Genomic DNA, 19,543 nt, shown 5'->3' with positions numbered 1-19,543 from the left:
TACCCTTTGCTGCAACTACCCAAAAGGCGAGAAAGCAATAATGGCTGGCGAAGGCTCTAACGTTATTCTTCACTTCATTGATGTGCTCTTCAACATGGTGTGGCAAATCTATTGGCCACTGGCATTTGGTTTAATTCTCTCCTCTTTCATTCGCAATTGGCTTCCCGTCGAAACCGTTGCCAAGCATCTGGGCCAAACTAATTTTAAAAGCCTGACCTTCACCACGCTTCTCGGCGTTGTCTCATCATCTTGTTCTTACGCTGCGGCTTCCATGTCTCACACGTTGCTGATGAAAAAAGCCACCATTGCCAATGCCATGGCGTTTTTGGTGTCCAGCACAAACCTGATTGTAGAAATGTTCATCGTCTTGGTTGCCTTGCTGGGCTGGACCTTCTTTTGGGGGGAAATCATCGGTGGGTTGATTTTGATTATGGCGATCGCATTCTTGTTTGAGCGCTTCTTTCCCAAAGATGTAGAAACAGAACTTCGTCAGAAATTAGAGGCAGACCAAAAACCCAAAGCCACCGGGGCCGCCATGAGCGACTGCGGCATGGACATGTCTTCCATGAAACACGAAGGCCATGAACACATGAACATGGCAAGGCCAGCCGATAAGCATGATGAAAGCGACTGCGGCATGGATATGCCTTCCATGAAACATGAAGGCCATGAACACATGAACATGGCAATGCCAGCCGATAAGCATGATGAGAGCGACTGCGGCATGGACATGTCTTCCATGAAACATGAAGGCCATGAACACATGAACATGGCAATGCCAGCCGATAAGCATGATGAAAGCGACTGCGGCATGGACATGTCTTCCGTGAAACACGAAGGCCATGAACATATGAACATGGCAATGCCGCACAACGCGCCGCTTTCACCCTCCATGGCAAAAATCAGCAAGAGCGCTGGCTTCTTTCACATGGATCTCGCCATGATCGGCAAAGAAATCCTGATTGGTGTGGTGGTCTCTTCGGTGCTGATTGCTGTCGTACCACTTGATGGTTGGCGGGCACTGTTTATCAGCAGTAGCGTTGATATGCCTGCTTGGCTGCACTCATTCCTTGATGTGATCATCGGTATATTTGTCGCAATGATCGCCTATGTGTGCTCGGTCGGTAACTTGTTGTTAGCCGCCGCGCTGTGGCACGGTGGTATCTCTTTTGGTGGGGTCATTGGTTTTATTCTTGCCGATGTTCTGACCATTCCTATGATGCGCGTATATCAAAAATACTATGGCTCTCGACCCACTAAATGGATGATTGGGTTGTTGTTTAGCGGAATTCTGTTTACGGGGCTTTGCATCGACGCGATCTTCACAGGATTTGGTGTATCAGTATCCAGCGAAACCCTCAGACCTCTGATTCAAGATGGCGTAGGTTTTAACTTCACCACCATCATGAACCTTATCTTTATTCCCTTATCAATTTGGTATTACCAAGTAGGCAAAAAAGCCAATGCCGGTATGGGAATGAGCATGTGACAACCAACGGCAAATATTGTATTTGCCGTTTTTTTTCGCGCCCAAGCAACCCAAGAAACAACAAAATAAAAAACCACTCACAGAACCCACCAACCACTTAGCACGCCATAGAACCACTCAACCATCCATCAAATGCACCCTTGCACAACGAAGCGTATGTTTAGCAACGTGAATTAATTCAATAAGGATGATTGCAATGATTTGGTTTCTCACCTGTGTCGCCGCGTTACTGGGTGGCTACTTCATTTACGGTGCGTTTGTTGAAAAAGTATTTGGTATTAACGAACAACGTAAAACCCCTGCCTACACAAAAACAGACGGTGTCGACTTTGTCCCTATGTCCACGCCAAAGGTCTACCTTGTTCAATTGCTGAACATTGCCGGTGTGGGCCCAATCTTTGGCCCTATCATGGGCGCACTGTATGGCCCTGCTGCCATGCTATGGATTGTGGTTGGGTGTGTCTTCGCAGGTGCGGTTCACGATTATTTCTCCGGTATGCTTTCTGTGCGTAATGACGGTGCCTCTGTGCCGACCATCACAGGCCGCTACTTGGGCAATGGCGCAAAACATTTTATGAACATTTTTGCCATTGTCTTATTGCTGCTTGTTGGTGTGGTATTCGTGTCAGCGCCTGCGGGCATGATCACCAACCTGATCAACGACCAAACCAGTCTGACCGTGAGCATGACCTCTATGGTCGTCATCATTTTCGCTTACTACATCATCGCGACGATTGTGCCAGTCGACAAAATCATCGGTCGTTTCTATCCGTTCTTTGGCGCATTGTTGATTTTCATGTCAGTGGGTCTGATCACTGCGATTGGCGTCTCCGACGAACACACCATCATGGGTGGTTTTGAAGTCAAAGACATGTTCAGTAACTTGAACCCAAATGACATGCCGTTGTGGCCTGCGTTGTTCATCACCATTGCATGTGGCGCTATCTCGGGTTTCCACGCGACGCAGTCTCCACTGATGGCGCGTTGCATGGAAAATGAAAAAAATGGCCGCTTCGTGTTCTACGGCGCGATGATCGGTGAAGGTATCATTGCCCTGATTTGGTGTGCGATTGCGCTATCATTCTTCGGTTCACTGGAATCACTGCAAGACGCTGTCGCGAACGGCGGCCCAGGTAACGTGGTCTATGGTGCATCATTTGGTTTACTCGGCGTGTTTGGTGGCATTATTGCTTTCTTGGGTGTGGTGATTCTGCCAATTACCTCAGGCGATACCGCGTTCCGCTCTAGCCGCTTGATCCTTGCCGAATACTTCAACATGGAACAAAAGACTCTTCGTAACCGCCTGCTCATGGCTCTGCCTCTGTTTGTTATCGGCGGCATACTCACGCAAGTGGATTTCGGTATTATTTGGCGCTATTTCGGCTTTGCAAACCAAACCACCGCAGTGATGATGCTGTGGACTGCTTCCGCTTATTTGCTTCGCCATAACAAGCTGCATTGGATTGCCACTGTACCTGCAATGTTCATGACCACAGTGTGTGTGACCTTTATCCTAAACAACGCAGCATTGGGTTTTGGCTTACCAATGAACATTTCCACCATCGCAGGCATTCTGTTCACCCTGTTCGTGACAGGCTATGTGATTAAGAAATCCAAAGGCAAAGGTGAAACTGACTATGCCGATGAAGAGAAACCCGAGGTTGTGACGAAAACTGCCTAACCTCCAATTCACCTAACAGCTAGAGCGATATCAAGAGCCTGCATTATCAGGCTCTTGTTGTTTAAACGGTATACCCAGCCCTCTAAAAATGTGCGATTTCAGCAACTTCAGGTTGTTTGGGTATATGGCGGCAGTACAATAGCAAAAACAATCATTAAGGCTCGCCATGGAACTGGTTATTTCGTTGCTGCAGCAAATGTGTGTGTATTTGGTTCTTGCCTACACACTCAGCAAAACCCCCATCATTTTGCCATTGCTAAATATTTCCTCTCGGTTAAGTCATCGTCTTATTTGTTACGTTCTCTTTTCTGGCTTCTGTATTCTTGGCACTTACTTTGGGCTTCACATTGATGATGCCATTGCCAACACTCGTGCCATTGGTGCCGTTATGGGTGGCTTGTTTGGCGGGCCTGTCGTGGGCTTTTTTGTCGGGCTTACTGGCGGGATTCATCGTTACACTTTGGGCGGTTTTACCGATATCGCCTGTGCCATTTCGACCACAGCCGAGGGCCTGATTGGCGGTTTGCTGCATGTCTATTTAGTAAAACGTCACCGCGCCAGCCTATTGTTCAACCCCTTCGTGGTGTTCGGCATTACTTTTATCGCCGAAATCGTTCAAATGGCAATTTTACTGCTCGTCGCGAAGCCTTTTGACCAAGCCTATGCTCTAGTTTCAGCCATTGCAGCCCCGATGATCATTGCCAATTCACTCGGCGCCGCGTTGTTTGTAAGCATTCTTCAAGATCGCAAAACCATATTCGAAAAGTACTCCGCAACGTTTTCCCGACGCGCACTAACCATCGCGAAACGGTGCGTGGGTATATTACACAGCGGTTTTCATCAAGAAAGTGCCAATAAAATTGCCCGCATCATTTACGAAGAAACCCAAGTTGGCGCGGTGGCCATCACTGACAAAGACAAGATCCTCGCGTTTGTCGGGCTTGGCGATGATCACCATTTACCGGAAACGAAAATCTCCTCGCAAAGCACGCTCGACGCCATGCACCAAGACACCATTATCTATCTCGATGGCACGGAACATCCTTATCAGTGCTCACTCTCATCGGAGTGCAAGCTAGGCTCAGCCTTGATTATTCCGCTTCGCTCAGGCGATGACGTAGTCGGCACCATCAAGCTTTATGAACGTAAGCATAAGCTGTTTTCCACCATCAACATGTCAATGGCCGAAGGCATTGCCCAACTGCTGTCGAGCCAAATCCTATTCAGTGGCTACTTGCAGCAAAAGTCATTGTTAACGCAGGCTGAAATTAAGCTGTTGCAAGCGCAGGTGAATCCCCATTTCTTGTTCAATGCGCTCAATACCATTAGCGCTGTAGTTCGCCGTGACCCCAACAAAGCAAGGGAGCTTATCCAAAATCTTTCGCAGTTTTTCAGAAGCAACCTCAAGCAGAACATCAATACGATTTCGTTAAGAGAAGAACTGGCGCATGTGAATGCGTACCTGAGTATTGAAAAAGCACGCTTCACTGACAGGCTCAACGTCGACATCACTATTGACGAAGCATTGCTGGATGTTCAGATCCCCAGCTTTACGCTGCAACCCCTCGTGGAAAATGCCATCAAGCACGGGATATCTACCTTGCTAGAAGACGGGCATGTGCGAATTTACAGCCAGCCATCACCGCTAGGCTTTGCCATTTCAGTAGAAGACAACGCGGGCTGCTACACTCCCCCAGCGACGAATCATCAAGGGTTGGGTCTAGAAATCGTCACCAAACGACTCGAAAACCAGTTTGGGCGTGACTCACAGCTAAAAATAGACTGCGAGCAAGACCAATTTACGCGAATGACGTTTATCATTCCCGCCGCCAAAATGAATAAAGGTGCATAAATAGGATGTTAACGGCGCTCGTTATTGATGATGAACAGTTTGCCCGTGAAGAGCTGATTGATCTGCTGAGTGAATCCAATGAAATCACGGTTGTCGGTGAAGCGCCGAATGCCATTGTTGGGTTGAAGAAAATCAATGAATTGAAACCTGATGTGGTGTTTGTGGACATTCAAATGCCACAAGTCACAGGGTTAGATCTCCTGTCGATGCTCGATCCTGACACTATGCCATACGTGGTTTTCGTTACGGCTTACGACCAATATGCCATTCAGGCTTTTGAAGACAACGCGTTCGATTACCTCCTCAAACCTGTTGAACCTCAGCGTTTAGTGAAAACCCTGCAAAAATTGGTGCGCAATGCCAACAAAGGAACCTTGTCACAGAATGTGACCCCGATTGCTAGCGAGCAATTGGCACAAGTTCCTTGTATGGGACACAACCGCATTGTGCTGATCCCCACGCCTAACGTTGAAAGCGTGTATACCGACCTCAGCGGCGTACATGTTCGCTCTGCCGACCAAACTGCCAGTACCCAACTCACGCTAAAAACACTGGAAGATAAAACACCCCTGCTTCGGTGTCATCGTCAGTACTTGGTTAACGTGCAACACATTCGTGAAATCACGCTACTGGAAAACGGGTTGGCAGAAGTCATCACCACCAGTAATTTCACGATCCCTATTAGTCGTCGTTATCTAAAAGCCTTAAAAGAAGTCATAGGACTAAAAGCGAACTAAATTCTCTCCTAGCCCAACATGACGTTGGGCGAAGCAATCATGCTCGACAGTTAGCGTCCATTGATGCGTTCTTTCTATGTCACCAACCCCCGTGCTTCGCTCTGTGGATCTGTTTCACCGCTCTGTTGCTCGAACCCATCCCTGATTTGTCACACATACGCGCCAACACCGCGTACGGCTGTGAACTATCGTCCTAGTTACCTTATTTCTTCACTCACCCGATGAGCATTCCTATGACAGATCCTAATGCGTCCCATCATCGACATATGACCCTTTGGGGCGTTGTGGCGCTAGGCGTCGGCTCAATGGTCGGCGCAGGTGTGTTCGCCTTACTTGGGCAAATCGCCGTCAATGTGCGGGGGGATACCTGGATTGTGTTTGTACTTGCGGGCATCGCCGCGCTGTTTTCTGCTTATTCGTACGCCAGACTCAGCGCCAAATTCCCATCTAGGGGCGGCGTGACCGATTTCTTTGCTCTGGGAATGGGCTCTCCCAGAATCGAACGTGCCCTCGCCTGTTTATACCTGATCACGCTGGTTCTTACACTCGCGTTGGTGTCCAAAGCTTTTGGCGCTTACGCTGCTCGTGTCGTCCACCAGCCGGAGCATAGTGATTGGGCAAATATCTATGCCACAGGCGTGTTGATCGTGCTGACACTCGTCAATTTAATGGGGTCAAAAACCATCGGTCGCGTTGAAGTATTTCTGGTCGCCATCAAGCTCGCTATTCTCGCGCTATTTATCGGCGTGGGCGCGATGACACTCAAACCCGCTATGCTTGAAGTCCACGCGGATGTAGCGCCATCACTGATGTTTTCTAGCATTGGGTTGGCATTTTTTGCCTATTCAGGGTTTGGTATGATGGCTTCTGCCGCCGCCGATGTCCCTCAACCCGAAAAAACAATGCCCCGCGCATTTATGCTCGCGGTGAGTTTGGTGATGGTGCTTTATGTGGTGTTAGCCTTGGTTGTACTCGGCAACGTCACTCCCTCTGACCTCGTCGCGTATTCAGACACCGCTGTTGCACAAGCTGCCGCGCCGATACTGGGTGATTGGGGCTTTTTGCTTGTCTCTCTCGCTGCATTGTTCGCTACTGCTTCGTCCATCGTGGCGAATATATTCTCCATGCTCAACGTATCCAAACAAATGGGAAACAACGGCACATTGCCCCAAGTATTTCGGACTCAAGCCATTGCAGGCGGTACTAGGGGGTTTTACAGCCTGATTGCCGTCATCATTGTGCTCACCAACTTCTTCGACTTATCGTCTATAGCCAACGTCGCCAGTGCGACCTTTCTTGCCTGTTATATCGCGGTATTTATTGTCTGCTGGCGAAGACGAAAAGACTGTCACGCCAACCCATTGATTATCGCGATGGGTTTCTTGGTGATGTCCGGTATTTTTGTCACCTTCATTGGGGAAATGATTGCAGAAAAGCTTTGGCTACAGTGCATCACCCTTGCGGGGGCAGCCTTGCTCAGCCTGCTGATCGGTTGGCGATCCCCTAACAGCAGCGATAACCAACAAACAGATAGTCACCATAGTGGGCAACAATGAATGTCATTTCTAGTACGTTAAGTCGTATCCAAGGCGAAGCCAGAGGCCGTTTATTCACCCTAGTGGGCGTAATGATCCTGAGCTTCGACAGCTTGCTTGTCCGCTTGATTGATAGCGAAGAATGGACGCTGATTTTTTGGCGAGGTTTACTGCCTGCCATCGTGTTCTATTTGGCGCAATGGAAGATGGACAATCAAGTGCTTAAAGCGCATTTTTTTCACCCCAAGATCAGTACGTTGCTCACTGCTTCACTTTTTTCTGCTTCTACCATTTGTTTTGTATTTTCACTCGACCATACCGAAGTCACCAGCACGCTAGTGATCACCAATACCGCGCCATTAATCACGGCAGTTCTGGGTTTTTTCTTTCTTAAAGAAACGCTCAATCGCTCAACAATTGTCGCTATCATCATTTCTGTGGGAGGTATTTGGTTAGTGTTTGGTTATCAGCCAAACCCTGCAGAACTTGAAGGGGATTCGTTGGCGCTAGTCACCGCGGTTTCAATGTCTGTTTATATGATTATGCTGCGTAAAACCCAAGCGCGGTATGCCACTGTATTTTTGATTTACTCCGGCATCTTCACGGCCATTATCGCCCTCATCGCTGGCGCTAAACCGTTTTCCCTGCCGCCCATCAGTGATCTCTATATTGTCTTGCTGTGTGGCGTGGTATTACCTTGTTCATTTTTGCTGATCAACGTTGGCCCGCGATACCTTCCCGCCGCAGAAGCCAGCCTGATACTGCTGCTAGAAGTGCTGTTCGGCCCACTGTTGGTTTGGCTAATTCTTGGAGAAATGCCAGCGCCCGCCGTTGCGTTAGGCGCAGGGATCATCGTTGTTACACTGGCTGGTCACACGATCTGGAGTCAGCGCAAACACACATAGCCAGCGCTCGTGGCATACTTACCTGATTTAAAATCTCACTGCATGTGTGGAAACACGAAAGAAAACTAGTCGCTATTGGCTTCTTTGCCCGTTTCTTTAACAAGCCCCTGCCCCGAGCGCAGCAGCATGCTAAGCAGTTTGTCATTGTCGATCGCTTCACCAGACAAAATACTGGCGAGTATTTCGCTGCCAAACAACTGAGGGGAAAGAAGCACATCCGGTTTTACTTGCTTCACTTTGTTCATGTTTTTTGCGTCATTTACTGCAACCACAGTATGAATGTCTAGGTTCAACTCTTTCACTGATAACACGATAAATGCATTCGTTGCATCATCATCTGTCAAAGCGAGAATAGCGCGACTTTGTTCAATGCCAGCGGTTTTTAGCAACGCATCATCCGTACAATCCCCAGAAAGCATATCAAGCTTCATTCCCATTTTTTGCTCGATGAGAGGGAATTTGTCTTCGTCCTCTGACGTCAACACGGTGACATCCAATCCGCGCCGCTTTAGCTGCACAATCGTACTCGTTGCCAGCACCGACACACCGCAAACAATATAGTGATTCTTCCGATTCATTTTCTTGGGCGATCCTTTTACAAGTTTATTTAAACCACCCCAAATGAGCGGCCCAAATACCGTGGTTAACGATGTGGCAAAAACGGTGATCCCTGCGATGATCACCGAGATTGTGAACAGTCTTGCGCTTTCAGTCATGGGCGTAATATCTCCATACCCCACCGTTGTCATGGTGACCATGGAGAAATAAAAAGCCGTCATCAGATCATGAATTTGAGGGTGAAATCCGCCCCCAAAATAGAGTGCGCCATACGTGGAATAAAAGAGTAATGCGATGAAGCTAATGAACGCTGCAATCCCTCCCGCTGTCGCACTCGAGTGACTAAAGTCGCTACTGGTGACCATCAGGAGGGCAATGGCGCCAAAGCTCCAATAGAAGTGCTTGGTAAGATGAGGAAAAAAATGCCATTCAAAGGCCAGCAAGATCAGCAACAATATAATACTGACAGCCCAAGCAATGCGGGCTCGGAACAGTAAACCAATGGCATTGAGCATGAGAAAAATGCCCAATAAAAACCAAGGTCCATTAGCAATATCAGCCCAATTGATACCGGTAAATGTTTTGATATTGAACACAGCAAAAACGTCGGTCGACTGCCCCCAAACCGACAGGAAGATAAACGCGCCGTTGGCGAAAACCATTCCCGCCACCAGATAGTGCCGGATGGTCATCCATGCTGACACGAAGTGCCGAAAAACCTGCCGTATGATGCCCAAACTGCACCCTCAATATGCTGATAACTCAGGCAGTATAGTCAGCGATAGGCGCATTAACGTGCTTCATTATTAGGTCAGTGCGGAACTATTGGAAAACCCCTCGGCATGAGGAAAATCACGGCAGACCGGCTTATCTAGTCACGAAGGGGAAGAATAAACGGAATAACAAAAGCAAAAATCAGTGATGGTATGGTCATAAACAAAAAAACCGCGGGAACATCTTATGATGTTTCCGCGGTTTTTTAACCGTCCAAACACTATCTCTATACTTGCGGATCTATTGATCGCAACCCATGATCACGACAGGGTTGGAACTAAATAGGTAGCCATCAAAGTTAGGGTCATCAATGTCAGACAGCTCTATAAGTCGTTGTTTTACATTTTCTAGGTGTTGCCACATAGCACTCTTTGCAGCAATAGGGTCTTTCCTCTGCATGGCTGCTAGAATCCGAGCGTGATCGTCTAACCATTCATCGCGGTAGTCTTGAGTGCTGATACGTGAATGAAGCTTTTTCCACATAGGGCTTTGCTCACGTCGATCCCAAGACTGCTTCAGCATATCCACCAGCACAGAGTTTTGCGTCGCAGCAGCGATAGACATGTGGAACTCTTCATCACCACTGTATCCCGTGATACCGCAAGACAATTCACTTCGCTCTAATTCGAGCGCAGCACGCATCTTCACAATATCACTGGGAGTGACTTGAGTGGCCGCAAACTCGGCAATATTGCTTTCCAACAATTGACGAGCCTGTAGCATTTCAAACGGACCCGCTTCATCACTCACCTGATTATCATGCAAGTTAGAGACACTCGGAATATTCAGGATATACACGCCAGAGCCTTTCTTAACTTCAACTAAGTTCTCTAGCTCCAACATGATGATAGCCTCACGCACTACAGTGCGACTGACATCGAGACGTTCTGCAATATCACGCTCAGGAGGCAACCTATCACCGACCTTATATTGGCCATCGCTGAGTTCGTTTCTTAGTATTAGACCTATCTCTTGGTAAGGTCTTTTGGGTTCAAAAGGTTTCATGACAATACTTGTACTTTATCCGTTTGCTTTCTCGAACCATCATAACCACCAATGGAAATTGGTCAACCCAATTCCACTGGACAAATTTAAGGCATTGTTTTTAATTGATTTAAATCTAAAAAATGAAAATGATTCGATGCATTGCTATCAACCAATTTACTCAACTAGCGCCTTTTCCTACCCGTAATTTATTGTGACTCGCGGTCGTGATCACCCGAGCTTAGCTTGGAGATGATACTAAGCGCTCTGACTTCATCATTCGATATGCAGTAATTACACCTAAAAACAACAGAATGCTTTCGATAGCAATGCCGCCGATTGACCCAATGATTACTGCATTTGAAATCCCGAAGAAACATGAAAAAATCAACACAAGGCGCATCTTAATCCCTTTAAGAGTAACAATGGCCATTGTATTGATAACCGCCCCAATGACAGGAAGCATATCAACGGGTTTTGACATAAGTAAAATACCAACAATTGAATAGATTGCTGCGAATATCAATGCCACCCACAGAGAACTATACCTAATAGAGACAACATTTCTTACAATCCCAACCATGAGAGTACTTGCTGTGACCATTGAACTTAACATGACGTAGTGAGATGCCAGCAACATATAACCAATGGTCATCCAAACTTTCAACTTAATATCATTTGTTTGTAATATCGCGATTATCGCTGTTGAAAATGCCAAATAACCAAGAATCTGAGACGGTGAAAATATTTCGTTCACGTTAGTTTTCCAAGTTAAGAAAAGGGAGGTTATACCCAAAAAGTGACATGCACGAAGCAGAAGACGAAGTTGTTCAATTCGCTATACAAAAAGAGCGGCCATATGACCGCTCTTTGCATTCGTATCGCTTAATTATTTTTGGTTGAAGTCTTTAACTACACCCCAACGAGCACGCAAGTGGTGTGCTGCCATCTTAGGTTGACGGTCACGAGTAAATGCACCCTTTTTGTTGCCGTTAACACGAATAATGCCTTGGCCAGTATTAAAGTCATGCATATTCCAGCAGTGCTCACCAACGACTGCGTCACAGCTATCAAATGCCGCAAAGTTCTGGTCTAAGTACTCGTTGTAATACTCTTCAGTGAACATTGTCGATGGCAGAGCGTGGAAGCCTGAAACCGTGTCGGCACCGAATTCAGTGATGATGATTGGTTTGCCTTCCGTCGCCCAGCCAGCAAGTTCTTTTGCGAATTGATCACCCGCATTTGGCAAGTCAGCACCGTTAGTCACGTACCAACCGTAGTAGCGGTTTAAACAGACAACATCTGCAAACTGAGAAGCTTTACAGTTGCCGTAAGCAGCCAGCATAAAGTTAACCATTGTCATCGGTCGGTCTTGTGCATCTAAGCCATCACGAGCAAACGCAAAGATTTCTTTGAAGTAAGCTTCGGATGATTCTTGAGATGAATCAGGTTCGTTCGAGAGCGACCACATAACAACACAAGGGTGGTTCTTATCACGTGCGATTAGCTTAGTAATCGCATCTTTGTGATTGACCATACCTTCAGTTTGCACATCTTCACGGTCGAAGTGCTTAACAGGAACGGCATTAGAACCACCCATACCCGCTTGAGAAACATCTGTCATATTCCAAGCACCAACGTGCGATACTTCGTCGATGATGACTAAGCCACGACGGTCAGCAAGTTGCATGAACTCTTCTGGATAAGGGTAATGCGAAGTACGTAAAGAGTTAGCGTGGATCCAGTCTAAACATTCAAGATCGCGTAGGTTCATAATGTCGCTGTGACCACGGCCGATGGTGTGTGCATCGATGTGGTGACCAAAACCTTTGAAGTAAAAAGGTTCGTTATTGATTAGGAATTTAGTTCCTTCAACTTTCACCGTACGAACACCAACAGGTAGCGTGTAGATGTCGACAAGCTCTTCACCTTCAACAATCGTCGCGACAAGGTCGTACAGGTAACCTTTGCGCGGTTGCCAAAGAATCACGTTCTCAACGGTTAGCGACCCTTGCTGACCATCCGCGGTAGCGACAACTTCACCCTCTGCATTAAGCAGCGATACACGGATCTCCTGACCAGCATTCAGTGCAGACTCAATCGTATATTCTACGGTACCGGTTGTCCCTTCGAAGCCGGTGACAACAGTGATATCATTAACACGCGTTTTAGGCACTGCAACCAAACGAACTGACGAATGGATACCTGCGTAGTTAAAGAAGTCGAATGCAGGCGTACATTCTTTCACGCCGTTGTCATGTGTCTTCACTGAACCAACAGGGATTGTTACCTTAGATAGTTCGTTGTTAACAACGACAACAACCGTGTTTTTCTGGCCAAACTTAGCGACGTCATTTAAGTTGCCACCAAAAGGCGTGAAACCGCCCTCATGTGACACAAGTTCTACACCGTTTACAAAAACCGTGGCACGATGTGTTGCTGAGCCAAATCGAATCAGTGTATCCAGTGCTTCGAATTCAGAAGGAATATAAAAGTCTGTTTGATACCAAACATCACCACAGAAATCTCGTTTTGCAGCTTCGGTGAAAATGTCGTTGTAAGAGCTTGGAACAACCATTTCGATGGTGTCGGTAAGACCATCTTTCCAATTTTCGTTACGACCTACACCTTGGGTATCAAACTTAAATTTCCAAATACCATCAAGTGAAATTACACGGCGCTTTTCATTATCTAGTGGGTACATGAATACAGACATTTTTATTCCTTTGATATAGTAATTTTTGATTAAAATAACTTATTTTAAAATTTGGTTAGTGACCTAAATCACCATTATTAATAAAACAATAAATTAAAAAAATTAATGATTAAAAAGCATTCAAACAAGTATCAGCATGGGACTACTGAAAGAAGTTAAAATCATATTGCGCAGCAAACTTAATATCATAATAATCAAGCTGACCTGCCTTTTCTCCTGTTTGATCCTCTTCGGCCTTGTTAAGAACAAGTGATGACTTTAATCCTTTAAGTTGGCCAGAAGTAAATTTATGGGAAATTGTCAAGTTAGCACCAATACCATCTACTACGGTTGTTTCGTATGAATCTAAATCACCATCAGTCTTAACGATGAATAATCCTGAAGACCAGTTTTCATTGAAGTTGTAGCCGCCACCAACTTGCCAAGATGTCGTATTGTGTCCATTCCGTGCAATTGACATATCAAATGGAAATACAATATCGGTATCGATTGAAGATCCTGTAATCTTGTCACCGACTTGACCAAAGCTAGCCACACCAAAAACCTGACCTTTGGCAATAGTTATTTGCGTCGAAGCGACATAAGTGTTTTCTACATCATTTAATTGGTTTTCTTTTGTGTAACCGATTGTTTGTCCATAGAAAATACGACCGTCGAACTTCACAAATAAGTCGCTATCAGTGACAAACGCATAATCTAAGTTGCTTTGTAATTGATAAGTGTCATCTTCTTGATAGCGGGCACCAAATGACGCGGCATACATTGGCGCGTCATACACGACACCAATATGATAACGCGGAGTATGTTTTCCGTTGACTGCGTCATCTTTCCAAGCGGTATCAAACCCACCCGCTGTTTTTGTTGTCACTGCACCATAAAAGTCCAGTGTATCGGTTGCTTCGTAATGAACTAAGCCACCCTCTTTCATCGATGGCATGGTTCGAACTGATGAATACTCCAACAATGGCACGATATGATCCATCGAACCATAAGCGTAATCGGTTCCCCAGCGACCTAACTTAATTTCAAGTCCTTGGACAGGTTTAAGATTGACAGAGCCACCAAGCAAATTGAATGATTCATCGTTTGCATCTAGATATGCACGCGATGTTGCATCGTCAGCCACACTCATGAGTTTGTGGATCGAGTAGGAATAGGCTTCTACATCAAACCAACTGCTTAGGTTAGATGTTTCATAGTCAACCATGACACCTTGAACCCAAGCTTCTACGTTTCCGTACTTACAATCTTGAGCATCAGGATCACTGCCACAAGCACTTGGGCGATCTGCCATACGTAACTCATTGCGCAAACGAACACGTAAATCTTGCTGTAGTTCATCAGAAGTGGCTCCTGATTGGCTTTCTGATGCCATCGCTCCACCAGATAGCGCCAATGCAATAGCAGATACTAAAAGTCCTACATTGAATTTCTTGCTCTTCATAAGATACCTTTCTGTTTCACGTTATGGTTTTGAATATTTATAAGTAACAACTTCATTTGGGTTACGTTTTTTATTATTTTGCGTCAGCACCAAGCTTCATCATTGCTTGGTTGTGTAAAACCATTTGTTCACGTTTTTCAGGAGTGATATTCCACATAAATTTGAAGATTAAGAACATGGCAACGGATGCGATGGCAGGCAGTAGGAAGATCATCGCGTGCAAGCCGTTTTGTGTTTCCATGGTCTGAGTGGCAAGTGACGGGTCATAGCCAATCACACCGATACCCACACCCGCTAGAGCACCCGCTAACGCGCCAGCCACTTTACGAGACAGGGAGTAAGACGCGTAAATAACGCCAGCTTCACGCTTGCCACACTTATATTGGTTGTATTCGATACAGTCAGAAACCAGGCACCACATAATCGCGACAGTAAACATACTGAACAGTTTTTCTGATGTGTAGAAAGCGAGATATTGCATTGGGGTTTCAACGTAGAAGTAACCCACCACGCATAGCAAAACTGTCATCAAGGAGCACATCATGATGATGTTACGCACACCAAAACGAGCAGTTAATTTCGGCGTAACAAGCAGAATCACAATCATTGCACCAAGGTCGATAATGCCCGTATACGCTAAGATTTCGAGTGCATTGTCCATGTTACTCTTAATCCAGAAGATAAGAGTCGCACCGACACCGTAAAGCGCAGTTAGGCAGCAAAGTCCGGCTAAACTCACAGCAATTAAAGGACGATTCGAAGCAAGAGATTTAATTTGCTGTGTGAACGGCGTCATAGGCGCTGGTTCTGGTTTGATGTTTTCTTTAGTATTGAAAACAGCAATCATGTGGCAGGTAATACCAAATAAACCGAGTACCGCCATCGCAAACAAATAGCCTTTACCAATATCATCAGCAAATAGGGTTAACATGATTGGAACTACAAACTTAACCATGGTTGAACCAACAATCGCGCCTAACGTTCTGAATGTTGATAAGCTGGCTTGTTCCGCTGCATCTTGCGTCATTGAACTGGCTAGAGAACCGTAACTGATATTACAGATCGTATAACACATACCCCATGTAATATATGTTAGGTAAACCCAAGCTAATTTTTGCCCATCTGACAATGAGTCTGGAACAATAAACATGAGTATTGCTGAAGCCGCTAAAGTAAACGACCCCCACTTAATAAATGGTCTAAATTTATCCGCTGAAGGATTATTTAATTTAGCGTACCTCAGCTCAGCGATAGTACCCATCATTGGGTCGTTTATTCCGTCCCAAATCCTGGCTAATAGAAACAAAGTACCTACTGCAGCGGCAGAGATACCAATAACATCAACATAAAACGCAAGTAAGAATGTGGATGACATGGCAAATGACATATTGTTACCTATGTCACCAAACATGTACCCCACTTTATTTCGTAGAGTTAACATTTTCATTTTTATTATTCCATGTTATTGAATTTGGCTGGGTGACCAAGACATTCAGCCACCCTAAACATTAAGTTCTATTACTGTTCATTTATTAAAAAAGGCGCGTTTAATCCCTAGTTCTAAGCCGCGGACTTCTGCGAGTCCTTTTAGTCGACCGATACAGGAATAGCCTGGGTTGGTTTTTTTCTTCAGGTCATCAATCATTTGATGCCCATGATCGGGTCTCATTGGAATAGAGCGCATATCGCCTTTAGCAATACGTTTTTCTTCCTGAGTAATGAGTGCTTTAACAACCTCGTACATATCGACGTCACCCTCTAGGTGAGCCGCTTCATGAAAGCTTGATTGGTTTTCTTCACGTTGTGTTGAGCGCAGGTGTGTGAAGTAAATACGATCGCCATGTTTATTGATCATATTCACTAAATCATTATCGCCGCGAACACCGTAAGAACCAGTACACATGGTGATGCCGTTCGTCATGCTTGGCACGGCTTCGGTTAACCAGTCGATGTCCTCAATGGTTGATACAATTCGCGGTAGGCCCAAAATTGGACGCGGTGGATCGTCCGGGTGTACTGCCAGTTTTAGTCCATATTGCTCACAAACAGGCACTAACTCTCGTAAGAAAGCAGCCATATTTTCACGTAAAATGTCTTTGGTAATGTCTTGGTAGCGGTCAAGTTGGGATTGGAAGTCTTCTAGCGTGTAGCCTTCTTCCGCCCCTGGTAATCCCGCGATGATATTAGAAGTAAGCTTGTTTAAATCTGCTTCAGACATTGCGTTGAAGTAATGGTTAGCTTGTGCAATTTCTTCTTCGCTATATTCTTTTTCTGCACCAGGGCGTTTCAATATAAAGAGTTCAAATGCGGCAAAAGCGATGTGGTCAAAGCGCAGAGCTTTAGAACCATCACTCATTTCAAACTCAAGATCAGTTCGTGTCCAATCTAATACTGGCATGAAGTTGTAGCACACAGTGTCAATGCCACATTCCGCCAGATTAACAATGCTTTGTTTGTAATTCTCAATCCATTCGTTGTAGTTACCCGAGCGGGTTTTAATTTCTTCATGCACAGGGATGCTTTCAACAACAGACCAAGTCATGCCCATTTTTTCGATGGTTTCTTTGCGTTTCAATATTTCCGCCACCGGCCAAACCTGACCGTTAGGGATATGATGAAGCGCCGTAACAATGCCCGTCGCGCCCGCTTGTTTGATATCAGATAAGCCTACTGGGTCGGAGTCCCCATACCATCGCCACGTCTGTTCCATAAAATCCTCTATTTCTTTATTTTTCGTTTTAGGAGCGTTTGTTTGTTGAAATCGACAACATGGGAATGTTTTTAATCAATCAATCGACTCGAGGCAATTGTGAATGATCAATTGGTTGACCAAACCTGCAATAAAATTTAATTTTGGTGCGCCAACATTGATTTTGTGATGAATATCTGAGATTAAGCGCGGCTTTTCAATTACATCGGCATGAAAATGAAGGTATTTGAAGTAGGGAAAATGGCGTGTGGATGGATGAGAACCCTAGGTTCTTAGCGGCAGTAGGCTTTATTTCTGCAGTCAGCCAAAACCGGCCACATATCAGACGATTAACGGTAAATTGCTTTTAAATAACACGTTTTTCACATTACCTGTCTTGTTTTATCTGTTCAGAGTGATCCAACGCCGAACACAATTTCGCAGTTGTTACCCAATCCAATGGCCGAACCAACCTAAATTGATTGACCAAAATCACAGTTATCAGCGGATTATTGGTCAACCAAAGCAATTGTGATCATTCTCACTATCAGTCACAACCCCCTGTTTTATACTGCGATTCAATCGAAATCACGCCACCAATATGACGTGTCTCGCTTTTTTTCATTGGTTTACCAATAGAGCAACCACATCAATATGGCGTCGCAGAATCAATAACAACCCTCCGATCGGTTATATAGGACACCATCATGAAAACCGTTTATAACTCAATGCTCAATGACTTTGTGCAGCTACCCGACTACGACCGATCAGTACTGAAGAGCCGTATTGTTCACCTTGGGTTTGGCGCGTTTCATCGTGCTCACCAAGCGCTCATCACTAATGAGATGCTAAACAGAACAGGTTGTGACTGGGGCATTTGTGAAATCAATTTGTTCGGCGGTGAAGACTTAATCCAGTCGCTTCGCGCACAAGACCACCTTTATACCGTGGCGGAAAAAGGCGCTGATTCAACAACCTTAAAAGTGATTGGTTCAGTAACGGAATCACTGCACCCTAGCCTCGATGGTATTCAAGCAGTCTTAGAGAAGATGGCAGAGCCTCAAGTCGCTATCGTATCCATGACTATCACAGAGAAAGGCTACTGTGCAGACCCAGCAACAGGGACACTCGACAAGAACAACCCACTGGTCGTTGCCGACCTTGCAAACCCTACTGAGCCAAAATCAGCACTGGGTTACATCGTTCAAGCGCTACTACTGCGTCGTGAGCGTGGCTTGTCTCCATTCACTGTTATGTCTTGCGATAACGTGCAAGAGAACGGGCATGTTGCAAAGGCTGCCATTCTTGAGTTCGCTCAATTGCTTGACCCAGAGCTCGCGGCTTGGATTGAAACTCACGTAACGTTCCCATGCACCATGGTTGACCGCATCGTTCCCGCCGCGACTGAAGAAACGCTGGCTGAAATCTCTGAACTACTTGGATGTGAAGACCCTTGTGCCATTGCCTGTGAACCGTTCCGTCAATGGGTCATTGAAGACAACTTTGTTGCAGGTCGACCAAATTGGAATATGGCGGGCGCACAGTTCGTGGCAGACGTGGTGCCTTATGAAGAAATGAAGCTACGCATGCTCAATGGCAGCCACTCTTTCTTAGCCTATTTGGGTTACCTTGGTGGTTATGCACATATCTCCGACACCATGACCGACGAGGCATACCGTAGCGCCGCATTTAACATGATGATGCAGGCGCAAGCACCTTCACTCACTATGCCTGAAGGTACGGATTTAGAAGGCTACGCCACACTGCTTATCGACCGCTTTACCAACCCAAGCTTGAAGCACAAAACATGGCAGATAGCGATGGATGGCAGCCAGAAGATCCCACAACGTATGGGCGGTAGCTTGCAGTTCCATCTTTCGGAAGGTACTTCATTCTCTTGGCTAGCAACAGCCATTGCTGGTTGGATGCGCTATGTCTCCGGTGTGGATGAGCAAGGTAACGACATTGATGTTCGTGACCCGATGGCAGAAAGCTTGCGGGCTATCTGTGACCAACATGGTTTAAACCCTTCGGTGGTACCCGCTCTGCTTAGTATCGAAGCCATCTTCCCTTCAGAGCTTGGCCAAAACCCACACGTGATTGACGCAGTCTGCACTGCTTACCAATCTCTGATTGATCATGGCGCTCGCGCTACCGTTGCAGCATTGTAAGAGACATT

General features: G+C 45.9%; 14 protein-coding genes. 7 read left to right on the top strand and 7 right to left on the bottom strand.

Going from position 1 to position 19,543, the window contains the following annotated elements; translation table 11 throughout:
• Positions 1 to 40 precede the first annotated feature (40 nt).
• The 6 genes from L4D06_RS09440 to L4D06_RS09415 all read left to right on the top strand — a co-directional run bounded on the left by L4D06_RS09440 (position 41) and on the right by L4D06_RS09415 (position 8,199).
• On the top strand, positions 41 to 1,489 hold the full coding sequence (locus tag L4D06_RS09440) for a permease (protein ID WP_429739052.1): 1,449 nt from the start codon (positions 41 to 43) through the stop codon (positions 1,487 to 1,489).
• A gap of 196 nt (positions 1,490 to 1,685) precedes the next feature.
• Complete coding sequence (locus L4D06_RS09435; RefSeq protein ID WP_274165928.1) at positions 1,686 to 3,170, top strand: carbon starvation CstA family protein; 1,485 nt, start codon at positions 1,686 to 1,688, stop codon at positions 3,168 to 3,170.
• A gap of 166 nt (positions 3,171 to 3,336) precedes the next feature.
• A complete protein-coding gene (locus tag L4D06_RS09430; protein WP_274166276.1) occupies positions 3,337 to 5,022 on the top strand; it encodes a sensor histidine kinase in 1,686 nt (561 codons plus the stop codon).
• Positions 5,023 to 5,027: 5 nt separating this feature from the next.
• Complete coding sequence (gene btsR / locus L4D06_RS09425; protein ID WP_429739050.1) at positions 5,028 to 5,759, top strand: two-component system response regulator BtsR; 732 nt, start codon at positions 5,028 to 5,030, stop codon at positions 5,757 to 5,759.
• A gap of 233 nt (positions 5,760 to 5,992) precedes the next feature.
• Positions 5,993 to 7,315 (top strand): APC family permease, encoded by a 1,323-nt coding sequence (locus L4D06_RS09420; protein WP_429739048.1) that lies wholly within the window; start codon positions 5,993 to 5,995, stop codon positions 7,313 to 7,315.
• Positions 7,312 to 8,199 carry a DMT family transporter gene (locus L4D06_RS09415; protein ID WP_274166279.1) on the top strand — a complete coding sequence of 296 codons (888 nt, stop codon included), beginning with the start codon at positions 7,312 to 7,314 and terminating at the stop codon, positions 8,197 to 8,199. Before L4D06_RS09420 ends, L4D06_RS09415 begins: the two co-directional genes overlap by 4 nt.
• 65 nt (positions 8,200 to 8,264) lie before the next feature.
• On the opposite strand, the gene kch is transcribed toward L4D06_RS09415, so the two are convergent.
• From kch to uxuA, 7 genes are all read right to left on the bottom strand, one after another.
• Positions 8,265 to 9,494 carry a voltage-gated potassium channel protein gene (gene kch, locus L4D06_RS09410; protein ID WP_429739046.1) on the bottom strand — a complete coding sequence of 410 codons (1,230 nt, stop codon included), beginning with the start codon at positions 9,492 to 9,494 and terminating at the stop codon, positions 8,265 to 8,267.
• 277 nt (positions 9,495 to 9,771) lie between these two features.
• Positions 9,772 to 10,536: an FCD domain-containing protein gene (locus L4D06_RS09405; RefSeq protein WP_274166281.1), complete on the bottom strand. Its 765-nt coding sequence runs from the start codon at positions 10,534 to 10,536 to the stop codon at positions 9,772 to 9,774.
• A gap of 220 nt (positions 10,537 to 10,756) precedes the next feature.
• Positions 10,757 to 11,272 (bottom strand): YgjV family protein, encoded by a 516-nt coding sequence (locus L4D06_RS09400; protein WP_429739045.1) that lies wholly within the window; start codon positions 11,270 to 11,272, stop codon positions 10,757 to 10,759.
• Positions 11,273 to 11,404: 132 nt separating this feature from the next.
• A complete protein-coding gene (gene uidA / locus L4D06_RS09395; protein ID WP_429739043.1) occupies positions 11,405 to 13,231 on the bottom strand; it encodes a beta-glucuronidase in 1,827 nt (608 codons plus the stop codon).
• 142 nt (positions 13,232 to 13,373) lie between these two features.
• A complete protein-coding gene (locus tag L4D06_RS09390) occupies positions 13,374 to 14,675 on the bottom strand; it encodes an OprD family outer membrane porin (RefSeq protein WP_429739041.1) in 1,302 nt (433 codons plus the stop codon).
• A 73-nt stretch (positions 14,676 to 14,748) separates the two neighbouring features.
• Positions 14,749 to 16,122, bottom strand: coding sequence for a glycoside-pentoside-hexuronide (GPH):cation symporter (locus tag L4D06_RS09385; protein WP_429739039.1), 1,374 nt, complete (start codon positions 16,120 to 16,122; stop codon positions 14,749 to 14,751).
• Positions 16,123 to 16,200: 78 nt separating this feature from the next.
• The gene (gene uxuA / locus L4D06_RS09380; RefSeq protein ID WP_429739038.1) at positions 16,201 to 17,385 is read right to left on the bottom strand and encodes a mannonate dehydratase; all 1,185 of its coding nucleotides are present in this window, start codon (positions 17,383 to 17,385) and stop codon (positions 16,201 to 16,203) included.
• A gap of 686 nt (positions 17,386 to 18,071) precedes the next feature.
• Between uxuA and L4D06_RS09375 the strand changes: the two genes are divergently transcribed.
• Positions 18,072 to 19,535 (top strand): fructuronate reductase, encoded by a 1,464-nt coding sequence (locus L4D06_RS09375; RefSeq protein ID WP_429739036.1) that lies wholly within the window; start codon positions 18,072 to 18,074, stop codon positions 19,533 to 19,535.
• The last annotated feature ends 8 nt before the right edge of the window (positions 19,536 to 19,543 follow it).

It is taken from the genome of Enterovibrio makurazakiensis (assembly GCF_050336585.1).
Lineage (GTDB): Bacteria > Pseudomonadota > Gammaproteobacteria > Enterobacterales > Vibrionaceae > Enterovibrio > Enterovibrio gelatinilyticus.
This window is presented reverse-complemented; position numbering and strand designations above follow the sequence as displayed.

Excerpts from the sequence above, each read along its gene's own strand:
- L4D06_RS09440 (WP_429739052.1), top strand. The coding sequence starts at position 41 with ATGGCTGGCGAAGGCTCTAACGTTATTCTTCACTTCATTGATGTGCTC.
- L4D06_RS09435 (WP_274165928.1), top strand. The coding sequence starts at position 1,686 with ATGATTTGGTTTCTCACCTGTGTCGCCGCGTTACTGGGTGGCTACTTC.
- L4D06_RS09430 (WP_274166276.1), top strand. The coding sequence starts at position 3,337 with ATGGAACTGGTTATTTCGTTGCTGCAGCAAATGTGTGTGTATTTGGTT.
- btsR (WP_429739050.1), top strand. The coding sequence starts at position 5,028 with ATGTTAACGGCGCTCGTTATTGATGATGAACAGTTTGCCCGTGAAGAG.
- L4D06_RS09420 (WP_429739048.1), top strand. The coding sequence starts at position 5,993 with ATGACAGATCCTAATGCGTCCCATCATCGACATATGACCCTTTGGGGC.
- L4D06_RS09415 (WP_274166279.1), top strand. The coding sequence starts at position 7,312 with ATGAATGTCATTTCTAGTACGTTAAGTCGTATCCAAGGCGAAGCCAGA.
- L4D06_RS09405 (WP_274166281.1), bottom strand. The coding sequence starts at position 10,536 with ATGAAACCTTTTGAACCCAAAAGACCTTACCAAGAGATAGGTCTAATA.
- uidA (WP_429739043.1), bottom strand. The coding sequence starts at position 13,231 with ATGTCTGTATTCATGTACCCACTAGATAATGAAAAGCGCCGTGTAATT.
- L4D06_RS09390 (WP_429739041.1), bottom strand. The coding sequence starts at position 14,675 with ATGAAGAGCAAGAAATTCAATGTAGGACTTTTAGTATCTGCTATTGCA.
- L4D06_RS09385 (WP_429739039.1), bottom strand. The coding sequence starts at position 16,122 with ATGAAAATGTTAACTCTACGAAATAAAGTGGGGTACATGTTTGGTGAC.
- uxuA (WP_429739038.1), bottom strand. The coding sequence starts at position 17,385 with ATGGAACAGACGTGGCGATGGTATGGGGACTCCGACCCAGTAGGCTTA.
- L4D06_RS09375 (WP_429739036.1), top strand. The coding sequence starts at position 18,072 with ATGAAAACCGTTTATAACTCAATGCTCAATGACTTTGTGCAGCTACCC.